The sequence below is a fragment of the Paracoccus sp. P2 genome (assembly GCF_046335115.1).
In the GTDB taxonomy this organism is placed as follows: Bacteria; Pseudomonadota; Alphaproteobacteria; order Rhodobacterales; family Rhodobacteraceae; genus Paracoccus; species Paracoccus pantotrophus.
In genome coordinates this window covers 87,616-108,589 of sequence record NZ_JBGOSN010000001.1, presented here as the reverse complement: position 1 = coordinate 108,589, position 20,974 = coordinate 87,616, and the positions used below count along the sequence as shown (strand labels likewise).

Below are 20,974 nucleotides of genomic sequence, written 5' to 3'. Positions count from 1 at the left end.
AAGCGCCTTACCAGCCCGAGCCCTGCATGTCGCTCAACTCCAGCTCCAGCAGCTCCAGGTTCTCGGCCGCGCTGCCGTTGCCCGACAGCGTGTCATGCACGGCCGACCAGAATTTCGACGAGACCTCGTTATACTTGTTTTTGGTCGGCCCCGAGGGGCGCGGCACCGCATCGGCGAAGACCTCTTTCCAGCGCGGGATCAGCGGCACCGCCTCGGCGATCTCGGGGTCGTCGTAAAGCGCGACCACGGTCGGCAGGTTGCCGTCCAGCAGCGCGCGGCGTTTCTGCGCCTCGGCCGAGGCGAGATAGAGCGCCAGATCGACCGCCGCCTCCTGCTTGGTCGAGAATTTCGACACCGCGACGTTCCAGCCGCCCAGCGTCGCGGCCGAGCCGGCCTCCTCAGTGCCGGCTGGCAGCGGCGCCACGTCGAACTTGTCCTTGACCGCGCTGTCGGCGCCGCCGCTCAGCGCGAAGGCATAGGGCCAGTTGCGCATGAAGACCGCGTTGCCGGTCTGCCAGACGCCGCGCGCCTCTTCTTCCTTATGGGCCAGCACGCCGCGCGGGCTGATGGTGCCGATCCAGCCTGCCGCCAGTTCCAGCGCCGCCACAGCCTGCGGATTGTTGATCGAGACGGTGCCGTCCGCCTCGACGATCTGGCCGCCACCAAAGGATTTCACCCATTCCAGCGCGTTGCAGGTAAGCCCCTCATAGGCATTGCCCTGCCAGACGAAGCCCCACAGGTCGCCCTGTCCCGCGGCCCGCTCGCCATCCTGGATCAGCTTGGCGGTCTCGGTCAGTTCGGCCCAGGTCCTGGGCACCTCCTTGCCGTATTTCTCCAGCAGGTCGGTGCGGTAATACAGCGCCGGGGCATCGGTATAGAGCGGCAGCGCCACCAGCTTGCCGTCCGAGGTCTGGCTTTCGATGACCGAGGGGAAATGCTCGCCGACAATATCCTTGGCCGCCTCGGACAGGTCGACGAAATATTCGGAAAGCTGCGGCGCCCAGATCACGTCGGTCTGATACAGGTCAACGTCCTTGGTGCCCGCCGCCAGCCACAGCCGGTATTGCGCGAACTGGTCCGAGCTGGACTGCGGCATCGGCACCAGCGTCACCGTGTGGCCGGTGCGTTCCTCCCAGGGCTTGACCAGTTCCTTGAAATGCTCGGCCTGCTTGCCGACGCCGCCCGCGACATAGAACAGCTCGTCCGCCACGGCAGGCAGCGCGATGCTGCCCATGAGCGCGGCCAATGCGACCGGGCGCAGCGCGCCCCGGCTGATACGTCCCATCCTCATCCTCCCCTTGGTAAAGGCGCCTCCCAGCACCGTTCGCAGTATCGGGCCTGCCTGCCTCGGCCCGTTCCGAAACCTTTCGGGAAATTTCTACCGCATCCGGCCGGTCCGGTCAATAATTCCGACGAAACCCGCCGGAACCGGGCGGCGGGCTGCAAGAAACCGTGCGTTTCCTGGGAAAAACCGTATCGTCGCGCCGGGCGGCGCGACGAACGCGCGGGACAGCGGATGTCATGCGCTAACATCAGACAGCGCGTTTCGCCGACAAGGGCGCTTTCGCGGCCGAATCACCGGCGCAGGGCTGGGAATCACCCGCCAAGCCGTTTTCCAAAACATTTCGGAGACGAAAACCGGCCCGCCCGCCGGATGGGGAAGCGGCGCCGGAAGTCCGGCGCCGCAAGACTTCAGCCGTTCAGCAGGCGGCGCAGGCTGGCCAGGGCGCGCTCGCGATCCTCCTGATAGCCGATCAGCCCGGCATAATCGCCGTTGCCGTCAAAGAGCAGCATGGTCGAGGAATGGTCCATGGTATAGTCGCCCCCTTCCAGCGGCGACTTGCGGGCATAGATGCGGAACGCCTTGATCGCCTTGGCGACCTCTTCCGGCGCGCCCGAGACCCCGACCACGCCCGGCACCCAGGACACGTATTCGCGCAAGGCCTCGACCGTGTCGCGCTCGGGATCGACGGTGACGAAGAACACCCGCAGCTTCTTGCCGTCCTCGCCCAGTTCCTCCTGCCAGCTGGCGACGTCGCCCAGCGTGGTCGGGCAGACATCCGGGCAATGGGTGAAGCCGAAGAACACCGCCGAGGGCTGGCCCTTCAGCGCGGCCTGGCTGAACTCGGTCCCGTCGGTCGCCACCAGCCGGTAGTCGCCCCGCCCCAGCGCCGCCGTCCCGGCATCGGCGATCGAGCCCGTGCCCGAACCCGAGCGGGGCGAGACGAGCTGGAACCAGCCCAGCCCGGCCAGCGCCAGCACGACCAGCGCCCAAAGCGCATAGCGCAGCGGTTTCAACCCGGATTTGCCCTTAGTGTCCGCCATGGCCACCTCCTTTTTGCGCCCCGGCATTGCGCGGCCCGACCGCCAGCGGCAGGCTGACCTCGCCCGCCTTTTCGAAGCTCAGCGTGACATTGACCGTTTCGCCCTCGACCAGCGGCTGCTTCAACTCCATGAACATCAGGTGATAGCCGCCGGGCTTCAGTTCGACCGTGGCCCCGGCCGGAATCGCCAGGCCATCGGGCAGTTCGCGCATCCGCATCACCTCGCCCTCCATGGCCATCTCGTGAATCTCGGTGCGGCCGGCGAAATCGGCATGGGCGGCGACCAGCCGATCCTCGTCCCCGCCGTTGGCGATGGTCAGGAAGCCGCCCGCCACCGGCGCGCCGGGGGGCGTGGCGCGGCTGAAGCCGCCGCTGAGCGCCAGATCGCCCAGGACCACCGGACCGCCGGCAGCCGCGGCCTGGGCATCAGGCCCATGCCCGTGCCCGTGGCTATGCCCATGCCCATGCCCGTGATCGGCCTTGCCCGCCGTGACCGTCAGGCCCGGCGCCGGGTTCGGCACCTCCTTGCTGCCCGAAACGTCGGTCCAGTCCGCCTTGCCCTCTGCGCATTCCTGCACGGTGGGGAAATACAGCACCGTGCCCGGCGCCACATCCGCGCCGACGGTGCCGCGGATGACGAACTCGTCATACCAGTCGTCCTGCAACGCACCGCCGGACCAGACCACCTCGCGCGTGCCCTCGGTCATCTGGGTGCCGTGATTGTCGAAGGGCCGGGCATAGGCGCCCTTCACCGTCTCCAGCGTCCAGCCCGGCTTGGGCATGGGCTTGGCGTTGTAAAAGCCCTCGGGCAGTTCGACCCGCAGGGTGTGGGTGGTCTGGCCGTCGCAACCATGGCCGATGCGGATCACCGCGCGATAGGCGGCACCGGCCGCGGCCTCGGATTTCTCCAGCGTGGCATGGGACAGGGCGGGACCGGCCGCAAGGCCCAGAAGCGTGGCGCAAAGCGCGCCGAAAACAGGATTTTGCATGATCGTTCTCATCTTGTGGAAAAGGCGCCGCCGGGCCCTGGCCCGTCGGCTGCCGAAACAGGATTCCGTCAGATGAGGCGCGGCGGTCCGCGCGCCGAGGGCTCAGGCAGGGCCGAGGCATGCGGCGGGGCCGGCGGCGCCGGCCAAAGCGCAAGGCGCGCCGCAGCGGCAAGGGGCTGGGGCGCGTCGGCCACGGCGCCCTGCAACAGCGGCTGGCCATGCGGCGCCCAGGCGCAGGCATGCGGATCGCCATGCGGGATCTCGTCGGCCGGGACCAGGCTGCCATCGGCGGCAACGGCCATCTGCACCGGCCCCTCGCCCGAACACAGCACGATGGCGACGGCGCCCTGCGCGTCGCGGGCGATCATGGTGCCGGGCTGGATCAGCGAGAACAGCAGGAAAGGCAGCACCGCCAGCCAGCGGCCCAGGCGCCAGAGCGGCCCGCCGCGTCCAAGCCCCGTCGTCCGATGTCCGCTTCGACCCTGCATGGGCGCAGCCCTGTCAGAAATCCGCGCCGGAGGAAAGGGACAATATGCCGCGATCACCGGCGAATCGTCCGCGCCAGCACGATTACCGGCAGGATGCCGATGACGACGATGATCAGCGCGACGATGGCCGCGTCCTCATAGGTGCCGCGCGCCGCCTCGCCGTAAAGATGGGTCGAGAGCGTCTCGAAGTTCAGCGGCCGCAGCAGCAGCGTCGCCGGCAGTTCCTTGACGCAGTCGACAAAGATCAACAGCCCCGAGGCCGCCAGCGCCGGGCGCGAGATCGGCACATGCACCTGCCGGAACACCTGGCCGGGGCTGCGGCCCAGCGTGCGCGCCGCATGGTCGAGCGAGGCGGGCACCCGGCTGAGCCCGGCCTCGATCCCGCCGGTGGCGATGGCCAGGAACCGCGCGACATAGGCATAGACCAGCGCCGCGCCCGAGCCCAGCAGCAAAAGCCCCGGCCCCGCGCCCAGCAGCGCCTGCGAGACGGCGGCGATCTGCCGGTCGGCCAGCGCGATCACCGGCAAAAGCCCGATGGCCAGGATGGTGCCCGGCACCGCATAGCCCAGCGTCGAAAGCCGCGCCATGCTGCGGGTCAGGCGTCCGGGCCGCATCCGCGCCGCCCCCGTCACGACCAGGCCCAGCAGCAGCGCGACCAGCGTCGCCGCCGCGGCGAACAAGGCGGTATTGCCGGCCTCTTCGATGATGCGCGGCGAAAGCCCGGCAAAGCGATAGCGCGCCCAGGCCGCGCTGGCCAGATACCAGGCCGGCGCCGCGAAGCCCAGGGCGACCGGCAGCGCGCAGACCAGCATCGCACCCCCGGCCCGCCAGCCGCGCAGCCGCATGCGCCGCAGGGGCTGCGCACCCGCCGCATAGCGCTGGCGCCGGCGGCCGCGGCGCTCCAGCATGACCAGCGCCATGGTGATGGCCAGCATCGCCAGCGCGATCTGTGCCGCGCCCGGCAGGTCCGAGCGGTTGATCCAGGTCGAATAGACCGAGACGGTCAGCGTGCGCACGCCCAGGAACTCGGCCGCGCCGATGTCGTTCATCGCCTCCATCAGCGCAAGCGCGGTGCCGATGGCGACGGCGGGCCGCGCCAGCGGCAGGGCCACGCGCAGGAAGGTGGCGACCGGTCCCGCCCCCAGCGTGCGCCCCGCATCCAGCAGATTGCCCGCCTGCATGGCGAACAGCGCCCGCACCGGCAGGTAGACATAGGGGTAAAGCACCAGCCCCAAGAGCAGGATGCAGCCGGGCATCGAGCGGATGTCGGGCAGGCGGAACTCGCGCGGGCTGGCATAGCCCAGCCAGCCGCGGATCACGCCCTGCACCGGGCCGACCGGGTGCAGAAGGTCCAGATAGGCATAGGCGACGATATAGGTCGGCACCGCCAAGGGCAGCAGCAGCGCCCAGCCGAAGATGCGCCGCCCCGGAAAATCGCAAGCCGCGACCAGCCAGGCCGTGACCGTGCCGAGCGTGGCGACGATGGCGCCGACGCCCAGAAGCAGGATCACCGTCTGCCGCGCCGCGACCGGCAGCACATTGCTGACCAGATGCGCCCACAGCCCCGGGCTGCCCCGCAGCGCGAACAGCCCCAGCGCCAGCACCGGCAGCAGAACCAGCGCGGCGACGGCCAAAGCCGCCGCCTGCCAGCCCATCCCCGCGCGGACGCGGGGGATTCGTGTCAGTTCCGGGGTCATGCGGCCTGCGTCCGCGGCGGGTTCAGTTGTCGAATCCCACCGCCTCGGCCAGTTCGCTCGCCGCCTTGCGCTGGCGGGCGATCTCGGTCAGGTCGGTGCCGTCGACCTGAAGCCCCGCCATGTCCTCGATCACCGGGCTGACCGCCACGCCGGGCTTGACCGGGTATTCGAAATTCGCCTCGGCATAGATCCTTTGCGCCTCATCCGAGACCAGGTATTCCAGCAGCTGCACCGCCTGGTCGCGGTTCGGCGCATGCTTGGCCACCGCGGCGCCCGAGACATTGACCTGCGTGCCGCCGCCCTCGAAAGTGGGCAGGATGACCTTGATCGCCTTGACCCATTCCTCCTGCTCGGGGCCGCCGGCGCCGCTGCGCATCAGCCCGACGTAATAAGAATTGGCGATGCCGATCTCGCAGATGCCGCCCATGATGTCGCGCGCCACGTCGCGATCGCCGCCGCCGGCGGTGCGGGCCAGGTTCGCCTTGACGCCTTCCAGCCAGGCCTTGGCGGCCTCTTCGCCGTGATGCACGATGTAAGAGGCGGTCAGCGCCACGTTATAGGGGTGCTGGCCCGAACGGATGCAGACCTTGCCCTGCCATTCCGGCTTGGCGAGGTCTTCATAGGTGAAGCTCGCCAGATCCAGATCCTTGTCGGCGTAAAGCACCCGCGCGCGCTGCGACAGCGCAAACCAGTTGCCGTCCTTGTCGCGCAGGTTTTCCGGGATGGCGGCGGCCAGCGCCTCGGATTCGACGGGCTGGGTCAGGCCACGGTCGACCAGGTCGACCAGGTTGCCAATGTCCACGGTCATCAACACATCGGCGGGCGAGGCCTCGCCCTCCTGCTCGACCCGCTCGGGCAGGCCGTCCTTGAGGAAGATCGTGTTGACCTTGACCCCGGTGGTTTCGGTGAACGAGGCCAGCAGCGGCTCGATCAGGTTCGGCTCGCGCGTGGTGTAAAGGTTCACTTCCTGGGCGCTTGCGGCGACGGCCTGCGCCGCCAGCAGGATACCGATCACTCCAGATAGTCCGACACGCATTCCCTGTCCTCCTTGCGATTTCTCGACATGTTTACTAAACTAATTAGTAATGTAAACTATTCTCATGCGGTTGCGGTCACGAAGGGATGCCGATGAACCAATTCGCCAGCCCTCCCGACTGGGCCAGCCAGGTGGATGCGCGCGTTGCCGCACCCGATACCCCGTCCCCGCCCATGCTGGAGGTCGAGGCGCTGTGCCGCCGTTTCGCCGGCGTGGCGGCGGTCGAGGATGTCGGCTTCAGCGTGGCGCCCGGCCAGGTGACCTGCCTGCTCGGCCCTTCGGGCTGCGGCAAGTCCACCACGCTGCGCATGATCGCCGGCATCGAGCGGCCCGATTCGGGCGTCGTGCGCATCGCCGGCCGGCCGATGTCGGAAGGCGGCGCCTTCCTGCCGCCCGAGCGCCGGCCGGTCGGGATGGTGTTCCAGGATTTCGCACTGTTCCCGCATCTGGACGTGGCGGCGAATGTCGGCTTCGGCCTGCGCGGCCCGGCGCGGCAGGACCGCGACCGGATCGCCGCGCTGCTGGAGCGGGTGGGCCTGGCCGGCCATGCCGCGAAATACCCCCACGAGCTTTCGGGCGGCGAGCAGCAGCGCGTGGCGCTGATCCGGGCCCTGGCGCCACGGCCCTGCCTGATGCTGATGGACGAACCCTTCTCCAGCCTCGACCACCGGCTGCGCGACGGGGTGCGCGACGCGGCGCTGGACCTGCTGCGCGAAACCGAAACCGCGGTGGTGATGGTCACGCACGACCCCGAGGAGGCGATGCTGATGGGCCATCGCATCGCCGTCATGCGCCGGGGCCGGCTGATCCAGGAAGGCCGCCCGGACGAGCTTTACGACCGCCCGGCCGACCGCGGCGTCGCGGCCTTCTTCTCGGACCTGAACATCGTCGCGGGCCGGGTGGCGGGCGGGCGGGTGCAGACCGTGCTGGGCGCCTTTCCCGCCCCCGGCCTGGCCGAGGGCAGCCGGGCCGAGGTCGCCGTCCGCCCGCAGCACCTGGTCCCGGCCGAGGCCGGCGGCACCCCGGCGCGGGTCGAACGCGCGCGCTATCTGGGCCGCGAAAGCCTGATCGAGATCCGGCTGGAACCCGGCGGTGCAGCGATGAAATCGCGCATTCCCGGCCTGGTCCTGCCCGCGCCGGGCAGCCTGATCCGCGTCGCCGCCCAGCCCGGCAGCGCCATGGTCTTTGCCTGCGAGAACGAATAGGATCGGCCGCCCTTACTCGGCCGCCCCCTATTCGGCCGCCGCCCGGCAGGCGGTGCCGGCCTCCAGCAGCGCGCGGATCTCGGGCCGGCACGAGCCGCAATTGGTGCCCGCCCGCAGCGCCTGCCCCACTGCCTCGACCGAGGTCAGGGCCTGGCTGGCAATGGCCCGCACGATGCTGTTCACGCCGATGCCAAAGCAGGCGCAGACCAGCGCGCCCTCGTCCGGGCGGTCGGCGCCGGGGCGGCCGGCCAGCACCTCGGCCCCGCCCTCGCCCAGCAGCGCCGCGACATGGCTGCGCGACAGGCCCACCGGCCCGGGCGCCACGAACAGCGCCGCCCGCAAGCGCCCCTCGCGCAGGAAGGCCAGCCGCACCTGCCCGCGGGCGCGGTCATGCAGCACCAGCGGCTCGTCCGGCAGGCCGAACAGCGCGCGGGCATGGGCGGTCCAGTCCTGCGGCATCTCCAGCCCGGCCAGTTCGGCCTGCTCCCCGCGGGGCAGCGTCGCCCGCGCCCAATAGTCGCAATCCGGCCGGATCGCGCTGGCCGAGACGGCAAAGCCGAACCAGCGCGCGGCAAAGGGCCGGATCGCCACCGGTGCCGATTTCAGCGCCGGCTGGCCCGAGACCGGATCGACCGTCCCCGGCACCAGCGCATCGACCCGGCCCGAGGGCGCGGTCTCTCCGGTCCAGTGCATCGGGGCGAAGGGATGGCCCGGCGCCACCCGGTCGCTGACCAGCACCCGCAGCACGGCCCGGCCCTGCGGGCTTTCGACCTCGGCCAGGCTGGCGGGGGCCAGGCCCAGCCGGGCGGCATCGCTTGGGTGCAGTTCCAGGAAGGGCTCGGCCAGGTGGCGCGACAGGCGAGGCGACAGGCCGGTGCGGGTCATGCTGTGCCAATGGTCGCGCACCCGGCCGGTGTTCAGCCGGAACGGATGATCCCCGCCGACCGGCTGCGGCGGGCGCGGCGTGACCGCGACCATCCGCCCCCGGCCCGAGGGCGTATGGAACCGCCCGTCGCCAAAGAACCGCCCGCCCTGCCTGCCCGCCGATTGCGGCCAAAGGAAAGGCTCCAGCGCGTCATATTCCGCCTGGGTGATGCCGGCATGGGCCGAGATGTCGAAATCGCTGCCCAACCCGCCCGCGATGCCCGACAGCGCGGCATGTTCGGCAAAGACCTCGGCTGGGCTGGTCCAGCCGAAGGCCCCCGGCCAGCCCATGCGGCGCCCGACCTCGGCCAGGATGCGCCAGTCGTCGCGCGCCCGCCCGGCGGGGGCCAGCGTCCGGCGCTGGCGGCTGATGCGGCGTTCGGAATTCGTCACCGTGCCGTCCTTTTCGCCCCAGCCGGTCGCCGGCAAGGCCACATGCGCCAGCCGCACGGTGTCGGTCCGCGCCATGATGTCCGAGACAACGACGAAATCGCATCCGGCGATGGCGCGGGCGACGCGGTCGGCCTCGGGCATGGTCGCGGCGGGGTTGGTGCAGATGATCCACAGCGCCTTGATCCGGCCGTCCTCGACGGCGCGGAACATGTCCACGGCCTTCAGCCCCGGCCGCTCGGCCATGCGCGGCGCGTTCCAGAAGGCACGCACCGCCTCGCGATGCGCTGGGTTCTCGATCTCCAGGTGGCAGGCCAGCATGTTGGCGAGCCCCCCGACTTCGCGCCCGCCCATGGCATTGGGCTGGCCGGTGACGCTGAACGGGCCCATGCCCGGCCGGCCGATGCGGCCGCTGGCCAGGTGACAGTTCAGGATCGTATTCACCTTGTCGGTGCCGCTGTCGGACTGGTTCACACCCTGCGACCAGACCGTCACCACCTTGTCGCTGTGCAGCCACAGGTCGAGGAATTGCCTGATCTGGCTGTGCGCCAGCCCGGTGGCCGAGGGCAGCGTCTCGCGCGCGGCGGCCATGGCATCCTCGATTCCTTCCAGGTTATCTGCACAGATCTCTGATTTTCTGCCGATTTCTGCCAGAAGCAGGTTGAACAGCGCCGCATCCGACCCCGGCGCCAGCGGCAGATGCAGGTCGGCGATGTCGCAGGTGGCGGTGCGGCGCGGATCGACCACCACGACCCGCGTGCCCCGCGCCTCGCGCGCCGCGGCCAGCCGCTGGTAAAGCACCGGATGGCACCAGGCCAGATTCGAGCCGACCAGCACCACCGTATCGGCCAGTTCCAGATCCTCGTAGAGCCCCGGCACCGTGTCGGTGCCGAAGGCCCGCCGGTGCCCCGCCACCGCCGAGGCCATGCAGAGCCGCGAATTGGTGTCGATATTGCCCGAGCCGATGAAGCCCTTCATCAGCTTGTTGGCGACATAGTAATCCTCGGTCAGCAGCTGCCCCGAGACGTAGAAGCCGACCGAATCCGGCCCGTGCTTGGCGATGGTTTCGGAAAACCGGCGCGCGACCAGATCCAGCGCCTCGTCCCAGCCGGCCTCGCGCCCGTGGATACGCGGGGCAAGCAGCCGCCCGGCATGACCAATTGTCTCGCCAAGCGCCGAGCCCTTGACGCAAAGCCGGCCCTTGTTCGCCGGATGATCGGGGTCGCCGGCGATGCCCAGCCCGCCGCGGCCGTCCGGCGCGGCCAGCACGCCGCAGCCCACGCCGCAATAGGGACAGGTTGTGCGGATGCTCTGCATGGCGACGCTCATTCGGCGGCGACCGGGACGGGCTCGGCGGCCTCGGGTTCGCGCCGGGGCGAGGTCTTGTGATGCGTGGCATAGATCATCGCGCCGACAAAGGTCAGCCCGCCGACCAGGTTGCCCAGCACGGTCGGGATCTCGTTCCAGATCATGTAGTCCATGATGGTGAACTGGCCGCCCAGCAGCAGCCCGGCCGGAAACAGGAACATGTTCACGATGGAATGCTCGAACCCCATGTAAAAGAAGATCAGGATCGGCATCCACATGGCGATGACCTTGCCCGAGACGCTGGTGGACATCATCGCCGCCACGACGCCGGTCGAAACCATCCAGTTGCACATGACCGCGCGGACGAACAGCGTCAGCATCCCCGCCGCGCCATGGGCGGCATAGCCGATCGTGCGCCCCTCGCCGATATGGCCGATCTGTTCGCCGACCGCGTTCGGCGCCTCGGAAAAGCCGAAGGTGACGATGATCGCCATGAACACCGCGACGGTGAAGGCGCCGGCGAAATTGCCGCAAAAGACCAGGCCCCAGTTGCGCAGCATGCCCTGGACCGTCACCCCCGGCCGCCGGTCGATCAGCGCCAGCGGCACCAGCGTGAACACGCCCGTCAGCAGGTCGAAGCCCAGCAGGTAGAGCATGCAGAAGCCGACCGGGAACAGCAGCGCGCCCAGCAGCGGCTCGCCGGTGTTCACGGTGACGGTCACGGCAAAGGCGGCGGCAAGCGCCAGGATCGCCCCGGCCATATAGGCGCGGATCAGCGTGTCCTTGGTGGACATGAAGACCTTGGCCTCGCCGGCGTCGATCATCTTCTTCGCGAAATCGGCAGGATTGACATAGGACATGATGCAACTCCTCAGGCGGCGTTCGAGCGGGAGACGAGTTCGGCGCTGATCAGGACGCGGCCCTGTTCGACGCGGACGGGCCAGGTGCGGACCGCGCCCTCGTCGGCGCCCTGCGCGGCGCCCGAGTTCATGTCGAACACCCAGTTGTGCAGCGGGCAGGTCACGCGATCGCCATGCACGATGCCCTCGGACAGCGGGCCGCCCTTGTGCGGGCAGCGGTCGTCCAGCGCAAAGACCCGGTCGTCGGCGGTGCGAAAGACGGCGACGCAGCCCTGCGCGGTGCGGATCACCCGCGCGCCCTGGCGGGGGATGTCGTCCAGGGCTCCGATATCGACAAAGACGGTCATTCCGCAGCCTCCAGGGTCAGATCGGCAAGGGGCGCCCATCGGGGCGTCTCGGTGGTGGTGGAATGTTCGGCCCAGGGATCCTTGCGATAGACCGACTGGCTGATCTCGAACCGCTCGACCAGCGCGCGGCGGGTCGGCAGGTCGGCGATCTGTTCCTTGACCCAGTCGAGCCCGACCTTGGCCACCCATTTATAGGGCCGGTCCAGATAGCGCGCGTGCTCGCGGTAAAGCTGGATGAAGGCGGTGATGATCTCGACCGCCTCGTCTTCGCAGGGGGTCGCGGCCAGGAGCTCGGTCTCCTTCACCTCCATCCCGGCGGCCCCGGCGACGCTGATCTGGTAGCCGCTGTCGACGCAGATCACGCCCACATCCTTGCAGGTCGCCTCGGCGCAGTTCCTGGGGCAACCCGAGACGCCCAGCTTGACCTTGTGCGGCGTCCAGGAACCCCAGAGCAGCTTTTCCAGCCGGATGCCGAGGCCCGTGGAATCCTGGGTGCCGAAGCGGCAGAACTCGCTGCCGACGCAGGTCTTCACCGTGCGCAGCCCCTTGGAATAGGCATGGCCCGAGACCAGCCCGGCCGCGTTCAGGTCGGCCCAGATATGCGGCAGGTCCTGCTTCTTCACGCCCAGCAGGTCGATGCGCTGGCCGCCGGTGACCTTGACCATCGGCACGGCATATTTCTCGGCCGCATCGGCGATGGCGCGCAGTTCCGAGGGCGTGGTGACGCCGCCCCACATGCGCGGCACCACGGAATAGGTGCCGTCCTTCTGGATATTGGCGTGGTTCCTTTCGTTCACGAAGCGCGACTGGCGGTCATCCTGATATTCCAGGGGCCATTCCGCCAGCAGGTAATAGTTCAGCGCCGGGCGGCAGGAATGGCAGCCGCCCACGCTCTTCCAGCCCAGTTCCTGCATGACGGCCGGGATCGACTTCAGCCCCATGGACTTGATGAGCCGCCGCACGTCCTCGTGGCTGTGGTCGGTGCATTTGCACATGCCGGCGGGCGCGGGCGCGACGAAGCCGTCGCCCAGCGTCAGCTTCATCACCTGCTCGACCAGCCCGGTGCAGGTGCCGCACGATCCCGACGCCTTGGTGGTTGCGCGCACCGCGTCGAGCGTGGTTGCGCCATTCAGCACCGCATCGGTGATCGCTCCCTTGCAGACGCCGTTGCAGCCGCAGATCTCCGCCTCAGGCGGCAAGGCTGCAACGGCCGCCATAGGGTCCAGCGCGGTCCCCCCCTGGAAGGCCGGGCCGAAGATCAGCGTGTCGCGCATCTCCGACACGTCGGTTTCGTCCTTCATCAGCCCGTAGAACCAGTTGCCGTCGGCGGTGTCGCCATACATGACCACGCCGATGATGCGGTCGTTTTCCAAGACCAGCCGCTTGTAGATGCCGCGGCCGGGGTCGCGAAACACGATGTCCTCGCGCCCCTCGCCTTCGGCGAAATCGCCGGCGCTGAACAGGTCGCAGCCCGTCACCTTCAGCTTGGTCGCGGTCTGCACCGGGCGGAACTCGGCCTCCTCGCCCAGCAGGGTGCGGGCCAGCACCTTGGCCTGGTCGTAAAGCGGCGCGACAAGGCCGAAGACCTGCCCCCGATGCTCGACGCATTCGCCAAGCGCGAAGATATGCGGGTCGCTGGTGCGCAGGGCGTCGTCGACGACGATGCCGCGCTCGACCTCCAGATGCGCGTCATTGGCCAGCCGCACCTCGGGGCGGATGCCGACCGCCATGCAGACCAGGTCGGCGGGATGGACGGTGCCGTCCTCCAGCAGCACCGCCTCGGCCCGGCCATGGCCCAGGATCGCCTTGGTCGCGCCCTTGCAATGCACCTTGATGCCGCGGCGCTCCAGGTCGCGCTGCAGCAGATAGCCGGCGGCGGGGTCCAGCTGCCGCTCCATCAGGTGGCCCATCAGGTGGACGACGGTGACGCGGGCGCCGCGCGCCGCCATGCCGGCCGCGGCCTCAAGGCCCAGCAGCCCGCCGCCGATCACCACGGCATCCTTGCCGGCGATACCGGCCTCGATCATCGCATTGGTGTCCTCGAGGTCGCGATAGGTCACCACGCCCGGCAGATCGCTGCCCGGCACCGGGATGATGAAGGGCGCCGAGCCGGTGGCGATGACCAGCGCGTCATAGGGCGCGCCGCCCGAATTGGAATAGACGGCGCGATTGGCGCGGTCGATCCGCACCACCGGCTCGCCGAAGCGGCAATCGACGCCATGCGCGGCATACCAGTCCGCGTCATGGGTGACGATCTGCTCATAGGTCTTTTCGCCCGACAGGACCGGCGAGAGCATCAGCCGGTTGTAATTGCCGCGCGGCTCGGCGTTGAACAGGGTGACATGCCATTCGCCGGGCGCGGCCTCGAACAGCTGCTCCAGCAGGCGGCCCGAGGCCATGCCGGCGCCGATGACGACCAGTTTCTTCATCGCGTGACTCCTTTCTCAGGCGGCTTGCAGGGGCGCGCGGCCCATCTGGCGGATCGAGGCATGCATCCAGAGCGCGCAGAGCCCGACCAGCAGGAACAGCGCCATGAAGCAGCTGGACCACAGCCCGGTCTGGTCGCGCAGCCAGCCGAACAGCAGCGGCAGCGCAAAGCCGCCAAGGCCGCCGATCATGCCGACCAGCCCGCCGACCGCGCCGACATGGCCGGGGTAATAGCTGGGGATGTGCTTGTAGACAGCGGCCTTGCCCAGGCTCATGAAGAAGCCCAGCACGAAGATCACCGCCAAAAAGACCGGCACCGGCACGCCCGAGGGGATCGACAGGATCGCCGTCGCGACCAGCGAGACGAGGAAGGTCGCATACATCACCGCCCGCGCGCCGATGCGGTCGGACAGCACCCCGCCCCAGGCGCGGAAGATCGAGCCGGGGATGGAATAGGCCGCGCCGATCATGCCGGCGGTCCCGACACCGAAGCCGTAGACCTGCGTCAGGTAATGCGGCAGCCACAGCGCCAGCGCCACGAAGCCGCCGAAGCTGAAGAAGTAATAGGCCGAGAAGCGCCAGACCCGGACCTGGCCCAGCGGCGCGAACTCGGCGCGCAAGGGCGCCTTGCGGCTGGCCCCTGCGGCGGTGACCGGGTCGTCCTTGCTGAAGACCCAGAACAGCACGGCGGTCAGCGCCAGCGCACCGGCCCAGATCTGCGCGGTCGCCTGCCAGCCCAGTGCCAGCATGACGAAGGGCGCGGCGAATTTGGTCACGGCGGCGCCGACATTTCCGACCCCGAAGATGCCCAGCGCCGTGCCCTGCCGCCCTTTGTCGTAAAAGCGCGAGACATAGGCCACGCCGACGGCGAAGGATCCGCCGGCCAGCCCGACGCCCAGCGCCGCCAGCAGCATCTGCGGCCAGGTGCTGGCCCAGGACAGCAGGAAGGTCGCGCCGGCGGCGGCCAGCATGGTCAGCGTATAGACGCGCCGCCCGCCCAGCCGGTCGGTCAGCACGCCAAGCGCGATGCGCACCAGCGAGCCGGTCAGGATCGGCAAGCCGATCAGCAGGCCGAACTGCGTCTCGGTCAGGGAAAGCTGCTCGCGGATCTGCAGGCCGATGATCGAGAAGATGGTCCATACCGCGAAGCAGATGGTGAAGGCGAAGGTCGAGAGGCCCAGCGCGCGGCTGGCCTCGGAGGATGGAACGGGGGGAACGGCGGACATGGTGGCTCCGATGCGTTGCTGATGGCGAAGGCTGTCGGAAAGCGCGGCCGAGCGGCGAATACCGCAGCGGATTTACGCTTTCGGGGGAGGATCTCCGCGCCCTTGCGGAAACCCGTGCCGCATCATTGCGAGCGGGCCGATGGCGCGCCGTTGCGCCGGGCCATGAGGCAAGACTGGGTCAGGACGCGGGCCGGATCAAGCCTTGATGCGGCATCGCAGCATCCGCGACAGGCTGCGCCCGAATGCCGGGCAGCCCCATGCCCGGCCTGCCTGCAAAACGCTCAACCGGCGAAAGGGGGCTCGAAGACGGTGCCGTCGAAGAAGGCATCGGCACGCAGAATCATCTGCCCCTTTTCGGCCGCGACCTCGCGGTCCTCAGCCAGCGCGCCCTCCAGCCGGGCCGAGGCGCCGGGCAGCGCCGCCCCCGCCTCGCGCAGGTGCCGGCGGTAAAGATCGGTGCGGAAATGCGCCATCGCCTTTTGCATCGCCGGTCCCGGCTCCAGCCCGTGACGCAGGGCGATGCGCTGCGCGAACAGTGCAGCCAGGCTTTTCCAAGGGAAATTCGCCGCCCCGGCATGGAAGGCGACGAAGCCCGGCACATGGCGGATCTCGCCCGAAGGCGTGACCTGCATCCGCCCGGTCAGCCCGCGCTCGGCCAGTTCGGCCGGCAGATCCAGATATTCGCGCCGCGACAGGATCTCGGCGGCGGTGTCGCGGTTCTCGGGCTCGTCGAGCCAGCGCCCGGCGCGCCAGACCGCCCGCATCAGCGCGCCCGTCAGCTGCGGCTCGGCTTCGGAAAAGTTGCGGCGCAGCACCAGCCCCTTTTCCGGCGGCGAGGCCCAGATCGCCGTGCCGGGCAAGAGCAGCGCGGCAAGGCCGCGGTCCAAGGCACTCGACGCCCAGGGCTCGCCGACGCAGAAGGCATCGACCTCGCCCGCGGCCATGGATTCGGCCATCAGCGGCGGCGGCACGGTGACGACCTCCAAGGCCGGGCGGAAATCGCAGGCACCGAGCCAGTGCCGGATCAGTTCCAGCTGGGTCGAGAAATGAAAGGGCACGCCCACCCGCAGCCGGCCGGGGGCGGCGCCATGCAGGGCATGGGCGGCCTTGCGGGCGTCGCGGAAGTCGAAATCATGGCCCTGGTCGCGCATCCTGGCGGCCAGCGCGGCGCTGACCGCGACCGCCTGCCCGCCCTGGGACAGGAACATCACCAGGTCCAGGTCCGGCAGCGCCGGCCCCAACCCCAGCGCCTGCGCCACCGGCATCGGCACCAGCATATGCGCCGCCTCGATCAGCCCGGCGCCCAGCATGTCGCGGGCCTGCGCCCAGGCACCCAGGCGCAGCAGCCGGAACTCCAAGCCCTCCTCGGCGGCAAAGCCCAGCTCGCGCGCCACGATCAGCGGTGCGGCGTCGATCAGCGGCACATAGCCCAGGCGCAGGGGCGTCAGCGGCATGAGAGCAACCCCGCGGCCAGGACCAGCTGCTGCGCGATCTCGGCCACGCGCTTGCCCTGGTCCATCGCCGTCTTGCGCAAGAGCGCATAGGCGGCCTCCTCGTCGATGCCGCGCGCCTTCATCAGCACCGCCTTGGCACGGTCGATCACCTTGCGCTCCTCCAGCGCCGCGCGGGTGGCGGCCAGTTCGGCGCGCATGCGCTGGACCATGTGAAAGCGCGCGACGGCCGCGTCCAGCACCGGCTTGATGCGCTCCGGCCGCAGCCCATCCACGACATAGGCCGAGATCCCGGCCTCGACCGCCGCCCGGGTCAGGTGCTCGTCCGAGCGGTCCACGAACATCGCCACCGGCCGCTCGGTCGGGCCCGAGGCCACCGCCAGTTCCTCCAGCACGTCGCGCGAGGGGTTGGCCAGGTCGATCAGCACGATGTCGGGCCGGCATTCGGCGATATGGCGCGCCAGCCCGGTCTCCTCGGAAATGATGCGGATGTCATGGTCGCCGATTTCGCGCAGCCCGTCCACGATCGGGGCGGCGCGCTCGGGGTCGGGTTCGATGACGACGATGGAAAGGCGCTTGTCCATCTGCTTCCTGCCTGTGCCGCCCTTGCAGTTGCCACCGAAACAGCGCGCCCGCAACGCATCGCCCCCTCGCCGCACCGTCCCGCACCGGATCTGCACGCCGGCGGGCAGGTTTCGGGCGACGCTGCCCAAGGGACGGGCAGGAAAGATGCGACGCCGGCTCCCTTGAGCCTGCCGGGGGTTTGGCTAATCTGGCGGCGATGCGAACGGAGGGCAACCATGCCGGAAATCATCCTGTTGACGGGCAAGGCCGCCCCCTTGTCCGGAAGCGAGCAGAAAAGCGGCATCGACAAGCGCCCGGTGGACCGGCCGCTGGCGCTTGGCCCCGAGGGATTCGAAGGCGACGAGCAGGCCGACCGCCGCGTGCATGGCGGGCCGGAAAAGGCCGTGCATCACTATCCGTTCGATCATTATGCAGCCTGGCGCGAGGAGCTTGGACGGCCGCGCCTGGCCGAAGCACCGGGGGTTTCACACCCCCGGCCCCCCGTGGGGTATTTGAGGAACGAAGAAATCAGGGGACTTCTGGAAACGCCCGGCGCCTTTGGCGAGAATATCTCGACCGAGGGGCCGACCGAGGCGGAGGTGGCGGTGGGCGACATCTTCCGGCTGGGCGGGGCACTGGTGCAGGTCTCGCAGGGGCGGCAGCCCTGCTGGAAGCTGAACCGGCGCTTCGGCATCGAGGACATGGCGCGGCGCGTGCAGCAAAGCGGCCGCACCGGCTGGTATTACCGCGTGCTGGAGCCGGGGATCGTGGCGTCCGGCGACCGGCTGGAACTGATCGACCGGGTAGCGCCCGACTGGACGCTGCGCCGGCTGTGGCATGCGCTTTACGTGGACCGGCTGAACCTGGGCGAGCTGCAGGGCATCGCCGCGCTCGACGTGCTGGCCGAGGGCTGGCGGCGCTACGCCATCCGCCGGCTGGAGAGCGGACGGGTCGAGGACTGGTCCAGGCGGCTGGAGGGCAGCGCATGAGCCGGCCGCTGGCGATCTCGATCCAGAGCCAGGTGGTCATGGGCCATGTCGGCAATTCCGCCGCGGTCTTTCCGATGCTGGCCGCCGGGCTGGAGGTGGCGCCGATCCCGACGGTGATCTTTTCCAACACGCCGGACTACCCGAGCCTGCGCGGCCGGGCGCTGCCGGGCGATTTCTTCGCCGAGCTGCTGCAGGGCGCCTGGGACCGCGGGTTGCCCCAGCGCGCGGATTTCCTGCTGACCGGCTATATCGGCTCGGCCGAGGTGGCGCGGCTGACCGCCGATTTCGTCGCCCGCGCCAAGGCGGCGAACCCGCACCTGCGCTATTACTGCGACCCGGTGCTGGGCGACGAGCAGCCGGGGCTCTATGTGCCCAGGGAGATCGCCGACACCTTCCGCGACCGGCTGCTGCCCCTGGCCGACATCGCCTCGCCCAACCCGTTCGAGGTCGCCTGGCTGACCGGCCAGCCCATCGCGGAACTGGCCGACATCCACCGCGCCGCCCGCGCCCTGCGCATGGCGCCCGAGGCGCAGCTGATCGTCACCGGCTGCAAGCTGCGCGAGACGGCGCCGGGCATGCTGGAAAGCGTGATCCACGGCCCCGAAGGCCTGTCGCGCCACCCCACGCCGCATCTGCCGCTGGCCATGGCAGGAACCGGAGACCTGTTCGCCGGCCTCATCACCGCCGCCCTGGGAAGCGGGCGCAGCCTGGCGCAGGCGGTCGAATATGCGCAGGTCCAGACCTCGCGGGCGCTGGAGCGCGCGGCGGCGCTGGGAGCGAAGGAGGTGGTGCTCTCGGACCCCGATTTCCGCAAGGCCCTGCTGGAGCCCTGAGAAAGGCGGGGCCGGGCCTTGCGGCGCCCGCACCACCCGAGAAGCGGCCGCTCGGCGCCGGTGGCATGGCTTCGAATGCCTGTGCCGGCGAGATCCGCGAGAAGGGCTTCGCGCCGCCTGCGAAACTGATGGCCGGCCGCGCCGGGGCCGGCGCCATGGCGAACCCCTCGGCCCCGCCCGAGGGCGCGCGTCCGGGCAGGCCGATGGCGCGCGATGCGGGCGGCTCGTCCTCCGGCTCGGCCGCTTGCCGTTCCCGGTTCACAACGCCCAGGCGGCGGCGCAGGCCAGAAAAATCCCCAAGACCCTGTCGCATCGCATCGGGATCGCACATCATGAATCCAGCAACCCCGGCACCCAAAGGACCGACAGATGCCATCCGCGCTTTCCCGCCTGCCCCCCGTCCATGAGATTCTGCAATCGGCCCAGGGACAGTCCTGCATCGACGCACATGGCCATGCCGCAAGCCTGGCCTGCATCCGTGAATTGCTGGACGAATACCGCCAGCGGCTGCTGGACGGCACCGCGGATATCGAAAGCCGCGAAAGCGCCGCCGGGCAGATTGCCGGGGCCGCGCTGGAAAGGCTCGACCAGCGCCACGCGCCGGCGATGAAGCGCGTGCTCAACATGACCGGCACGGTGCTGCACACCAATCTCGGCCGTGCGCTCTATGCCCCGCGGGCGGTCGAGGCCGCCATGCGCGCCATGACCGGGCCGCTGGCGCTGGAATACGACCTCGACGCCGGCCGGCGCGGCCAGCGCGACGACGCGGTGCAGGCGCTGGTCGCCGAGATCACCGGCGCCGAGGCCGCCTGCATCGTCAACAACAACGCCTCGGCCATCCTCTTGGTGTTGGCGGCGCTGGCGGCGGGGCGCGAAACCATCGTTTCGCGCGGCGAGCTGATCGAGATCGGCGGCTCGTTCCGCATGCCGCAGATCATGGAAAGCGCCGGCACCCGCCTGCGCGAGGTCGGCACCACCAACCGCACCCATCTGCGCGACTACGAAGGCGCCATCGGCCCGGATACGGCGCTGCTGCTGAAGGTGCATCCCTCGAACTACCAGGTGCTGGGCTTTACGCATGAGACGCGCTGCCCGGAGCTGCTGCCGCTGGCGCGCAGGCATGGGTTGCCGCTGGTCGACGACCTGGGCTCGGGCACGCTGGTCGACCTGTCGCGCTGGGGCCTGCCGCATGAGCGCAGCGCGCAGGACGCGCTGGCCGAGGGCGTGGACCTGGTGACGTTTTCCGGCGACAAGCTGCTCGGGGGGCCGCAGGCGGGCTTCATCGCCGGGCGCCGCGATCTGGTGGAACGGTGCGCGAAACATCCGCTGAAACGCGCCCTGCGGCTCGACAAGGTGCGGCTGGCGGCGCTGGAGGCGACGCTGGCGCTTTACCGCGACCCCGACCGGCTGGCCGAAACCCTGCCCACGCTGCGCCACCTGGCCCGGCGGCCCAACGGGATGCGGGCCATGGCCCAGGCAATCCTGCCCGCGCTGGCCGCCGCCCTGCCGGCGGACCATGCGCCGGAAATCGCGGCCTCGCAGGCGCAGATCGGCTCGGGCGCGCTGCCGCTGCAGACGCTGCCGAGCCTTGCCTTGCGCATTCCGGCGCCGGGGGCCAGCGCCGAGCGGATCGCCCGGGCGCTGCGCCACCTGCCGCTGCCGGTGATCGGGCGGATCGCCGAGGGCGCGGTCTGGCTGGACCTGCGCTGCCTCGACGATCCGCAGCCGCTGGTCGAGCAACTGCCCGGCCTTGCCGCGCTGCTGGCCGAACGAACCGCCAGGGAACTGCCCTGACGGAGCGCCATTCCAGCCGCCCCATGCGCCGGCCAGATCGGGACGGAGCGCATCCCCATGACCCGGCGGCCGTGGCTGGCCAGCCCGGTTTCGCGCGCCGAAACGGGGCCATGGCGCGGACA

The 20,974-nt window shown here is 69.9% G+C and carries 17 protein-coding genes; 4 read left to right on the top strand and 13 right to left on the bottom strand.

Translation table 11 applies throughout. From position 1 onward, the window contains the following. Positions 1–7: 7 nt before the first annotated feature. The 6 genes from ACDP63_RS00555 to ACDP63_RS00530 form a co-directional block, all read right to left on the bottom strand. On the bottom strand, positions 8–1,285 hold the full coding sequence (locus ACDP63_RS00555; protein ID WP_024842510.1) for an ABC transporter substrate-binding protein: 1,278 nt from the start codon (positions 1,283–1,285) through the stop codon (positions 8–10). A 407-nt stretch (positions 1,286–1,692) separates the two neighbouring features. Then, the gene (locus ACDP63_RS00550) at positions 1,693–2,325 is read right to left on the bottom strand and encodes an SCO family protein (protein WP_024842509.1); all 633 of its coding nucleotides are present in this window, start codon (positions 2,323–2,325) and stop codon (positions 1,693–1,695) included. Next, positions 2,312–3,313: a DUF1775 domain-containing protein gene (locus tag ACDP63_RS00545; RefSeq protein WP_024842508.1), complete on the bottom strand. Its 1,002-nt coding sequence runs from the start codon at positions 3,311–3,313 to the stop codon at positions 2,312–2,314. The genes ACDP63_RS00550 and ACDP63_RS00545 overlap by 14 nt, the downstream gene beginning before the upstream one ends. 68 nt (positions 3,314–3,381) lie before the next feature. After that, on the bottom strand, positions 3,382–3,801 hold the full coding sequence (locus tag ACDP63_RS00540; RefSeq protein WP_024842507.1) for a DUF2946 family protein: 420 nt from the start codon (positions 3,799–3,801) through the stop codon (positions 3,382–3,384). A 53-nt stretch (positions 3,802–3,854) separates the two neighbouring features. After that, entirely contained in the window at positions 3,855–5,498 is a 1,644-nt protein-coding gene (locus tag ACDP63_RS00535) for an ABC transporter permease (protein WP_024842506.1), read from the bottom strand. Positions 5,499–5,520: 22 nt separating this feature from the next. Beyond that, positions 5,521–6,534 (bottom strand): Fe(3+) ABC transporter substrate-binding protein, encoded by a 1,014-nt coding sequence (locus ACDP63_RS00530; RefSeq protein WP_024842505.1) that lies wholly within the window; start codon positions 6,532–6,534, stop codon positions 5,521–5,523. Positions 6,535–6,626: 92 nt separating this feature from the next. On the opposite strand from ACDP63_RS00530, the gene ACDP63_RS00525 reads away from it, so the two are divergent. Continuing rightward, positions 6,627–7,739 (top strand): ABC transporter ATP-binding protein, encoded by a 1,113-nt coding sequence (locus ACDP63_RS00525; protein WP_024842504.1) that lies wholly within the window; start codon positions 6,627–6,629, stop codon positions 7,737–7,739. Positions 7,740–7,766: 27 nt separating this feature from the next. Here the strand turns inward: ACDP63_RS00525 and ACDP63_RS00520 are convergent, their stop codons facing one another. The 7 genes from ACDP63_RS00520 to ACDP63_RS00490 form a co-directional block, all read right to left on the bottom strand. Next, complete coding sequence (locus ACDP63_RS00520) at positions 7,767–10,370, bottom strand: nitrate reductase (protein ID WP_024842503.1); 2,604 nt, start codon at positions 10,368–10,370, stop codon at positions 7,767–7,769. Positions 10,371–10,378: 8 nt separating this feature from the next. Further along, positions 10,379–11,221, bottom strand: coding sequence for a formate/nitrite transporter family protein (locus ACDP63_RS00515; protein WP_024842502.1), 843 nt, complete (start codon positions 11,219–11,221; stop codon positions 10,379–10,381). 11 nt (positions 11,222–11,232) lie between these two features. Next, positions 11,233–11,568 carry a nitrite reductase small subunit NirD gene (gene nirD / locus ACDP63_RS00510; protein WP_024842501.1) on the bottom strand — a complete coding sequence of 112 codons (336 nt, stop codon included), beginning with the start codon at positions 11,566–11,568 and terminating at the stop codon, positions 11,233–11,235. Continuing rightward, positions 11,565–13,997, bottom strand: a complete 2,433-nt coding sequence (gene nirB, locus ACDP63_RS00505) for a nitrite reductase large subunit NirB (RefSeq protein ID WP_024842500.1) — start codon at positions 13,995–13,997, stop codon at positions 11,565–11,567. Before nirB ends, nirD begins: the two co-directional genes overlap by 4 nt. A 15-nt stretch (positions 13,998–14,012) precedes the next feature. Then, the gene (locus ACDP63_RS00500; RefSeq protein ID WP_024842499.1) at positions 14,013–15,221 is read right to left on the bottom strand and encodes an MFS transporter; all 1,209 of its coding nucleotides are present in this window, start codon (positions 15,219–15,221) and stop codon (positions 14,013–14,015) included. 281 nt (positions 15,222–15,502) lie between these two features. Next, on the bottom strand, positions 15,503–16,675 hold the full coding sequence (locus ACDP63_RS00495) for a CmpA/NrtA family ABC transporter substrate-binding protein (protein ID WP_024842498.1): 1,173 nt from the start codon (positions 16,673–16,675) through the stop codon (positions 15,503–15,505). Further along, positions 16,666–17,256 (bottom strand): ANTAR domain-containing response regulator, encoded by a 591-nt coding sequence (locus tag ACDP63_RS00490; protein ID WP_024842497.1) that lies wholly within the window; start codon positions 17,254–17,256, stop codon positions 16,666–16,668. The genes ACDP63_RS00495 and ACDP63_RS00490 overlap by 10 nt, the downstream gene beginning before the upstream one ends. A gap of 216 nt (positions 17,257–17,472) precedes the next feature. Here ACDP63_RS00490 and ACDP63_RS00485 point away from each other — a divergent pair, with 216 nt between their 5' ends. From ACDP63_RS00485 to selA, 3 genes are all read left to right on the top strand, one after another. After that, on the top strand, positions 17,473–18,225 hold the full coding sequence (locus tag ACDP63_RS00485; RefSeq protein WP_024842496.1) for an MOSC domain-containing protein: 753 nt from the start codon (positions 17,473–17,475) through the stop codon (positions 18,223–18,225). Further along, positions 18,222–19,058, top strand: coding sequence for a pyridoxal kinase (pdxY, locus tag ACDP63_RS00480; protein ID WP_028709832.1), 837 nt, complete (start codon positions 18,222–18,224; stop codon positions 19,056–19,058). The genes ACDP63_RS00485 and pdxY overlap by 4 nt, the downstream gene beginning before the upstream one ends. Before the next feature lie 369 nt (positions 19,059–19,427). Further along, a complete protein-coding gene (gene selA / locus ACDP63_RS00475) occupies positions 19,428–20,852 on the top strand; it encodes an L-seryl-tRNA(Sec) selenium transferase (RefSeq protein ID WP_024842494.1) in 1,425 nt (474 codons plus the stop codon). The last annotated feature ends 122 nt before the right edge of the window (positions 20,853–20,974 follow it).

What these genes read in the sequence shown, in the direction of transcription:
- ACDP63_RS00495 (WP_024842498.1), bottom strand. Translation starts at nt 16,675, where the DNA reads ATGCCGCTGACGCCCCTGCGCCTGGGCTATGTGCCGCTGATCGACGCC.
- ACDP63_RS00525 (WP_024842504.1), top strand. Translation starts at nt 6,627, where the DNA reads ATGAACCAATTCGCCAGCCCTCCCGACTGGGCCAGCCAGGTGGATGCG.
- ACDP63_RS00520 (WP_024842503.1), bottom strand. Translation starts at nt 10,370, where the DNA reads ATGCAGAGCATCCGCACAACCTGTCCCTATTGCGGCGTGGGCTGCGGC.
- ACDP63_RS00530 (WP_024842505.1), bottom strand. Translation starts at nt 6,534, where the DNA reads ATGCGTGTCGGACTATCTGGAGTGATCGGTATCCTGCTGGCGGCGCAG.
- ACDP63_RS00535 (WP_024842506.1), bottom strand. Translation starts at nt 5,498, where the DNA reads ATGACCCCGGAACTGACACGAATCCCCCGCGTCCGCGCGGGGATGGGC.
- ACDP63_RS00490 (WP_024842497.1), bottom strand. Translation starts at nt 17,256, where the DNA reads ATGGACAAGCGCCTTTCCATCGTCGTCATCGAACCCGACCCCGAGCGC.
- ACDP63_RS00515 (WP_024842502.1), bottom strand. Translation starts at nt 11,221, where the DNA reads ATGTCCTATGTCAATCCTGCCGATTTCGCGAAGAAGATGATCGACGCC.
- ACDP63_RS00540 (WP_024842507.1), bottom strand. Translation starts at nt 3,801, where the DNA reads ATGCAGGGTCGAAGCGGACATCGGACGACGGGGCTTGGACGCGGCGGG.
- ACDP63_RS00555 (WP_024842510.1), bottom strand. Translation starts at nt 1,285, where the DNA reads ATGGGACGTATCAGCCGGGGCGCGCTGCGCCCGGTCGCATTGGCCGCG.
- selA (WP_024842494.1), top strand. Translation starts at nt 19,428, where the DNA reads ATGCCATCCGCGCTTTCCCGCCTGCCCCCCGTCCATGAGATTCTGCAA.
- ACDP63_RS00550 (WP_024842509.1), bottom strand. Translation starts at nt 2,325, where the DNA reads ATGGCGGACACTAAGGGCAAATCCGGGTTGAAACCGCTGCGCTATGCG.
- ACDP63_RS00545 (WP_024842508.1), bottom strand. Translation starts at nt 3,313, where the DNA reads ATGCAAAATCCTGTTTTCGGCGCGCTTTGCGCCACGCTTCTGGGCCTT.
- ACDP63_RS00500 (WP_024842499.1), bottom strand. Translation starts at nt 15,221, where the DNA reads ATGTCCGCCGTTCCCCCCGTTCCATCCTCCGAGGCCAGCCGCGCGCTG.
- ACDP63_RS00485 (WP_024842496.1), top strand. Translation starts at nt 17,473, where the DNA reads ATGCCGGAAATCATCCTGTTGACGGGCAAGGCCGCCCCCTTGTCCGGA.
- nirD (WP_024842501.1), bottom strand. Translation starts at nt 11,568, where the DNA reads ATGACCGTCTTTGTCGATATCGGAGCCCTGGACGACATCCCCCGCCAG.
- pdxY (WP_028709832.1), top strand. Translation starts at nt 18,222, where the DNA reads ATGAGCCGGCCGCTGGCGATCTCGATCCAGAGCCAGGTGGTCATGGGC.
- nirB (WP_024842500.1), bottom strand. Translation starts at nt 13,997, where the DNA reads ATGAAGAAACTGGTCGTCATCGGCGCCGGCATGGCCTCGGGCCGCCTG.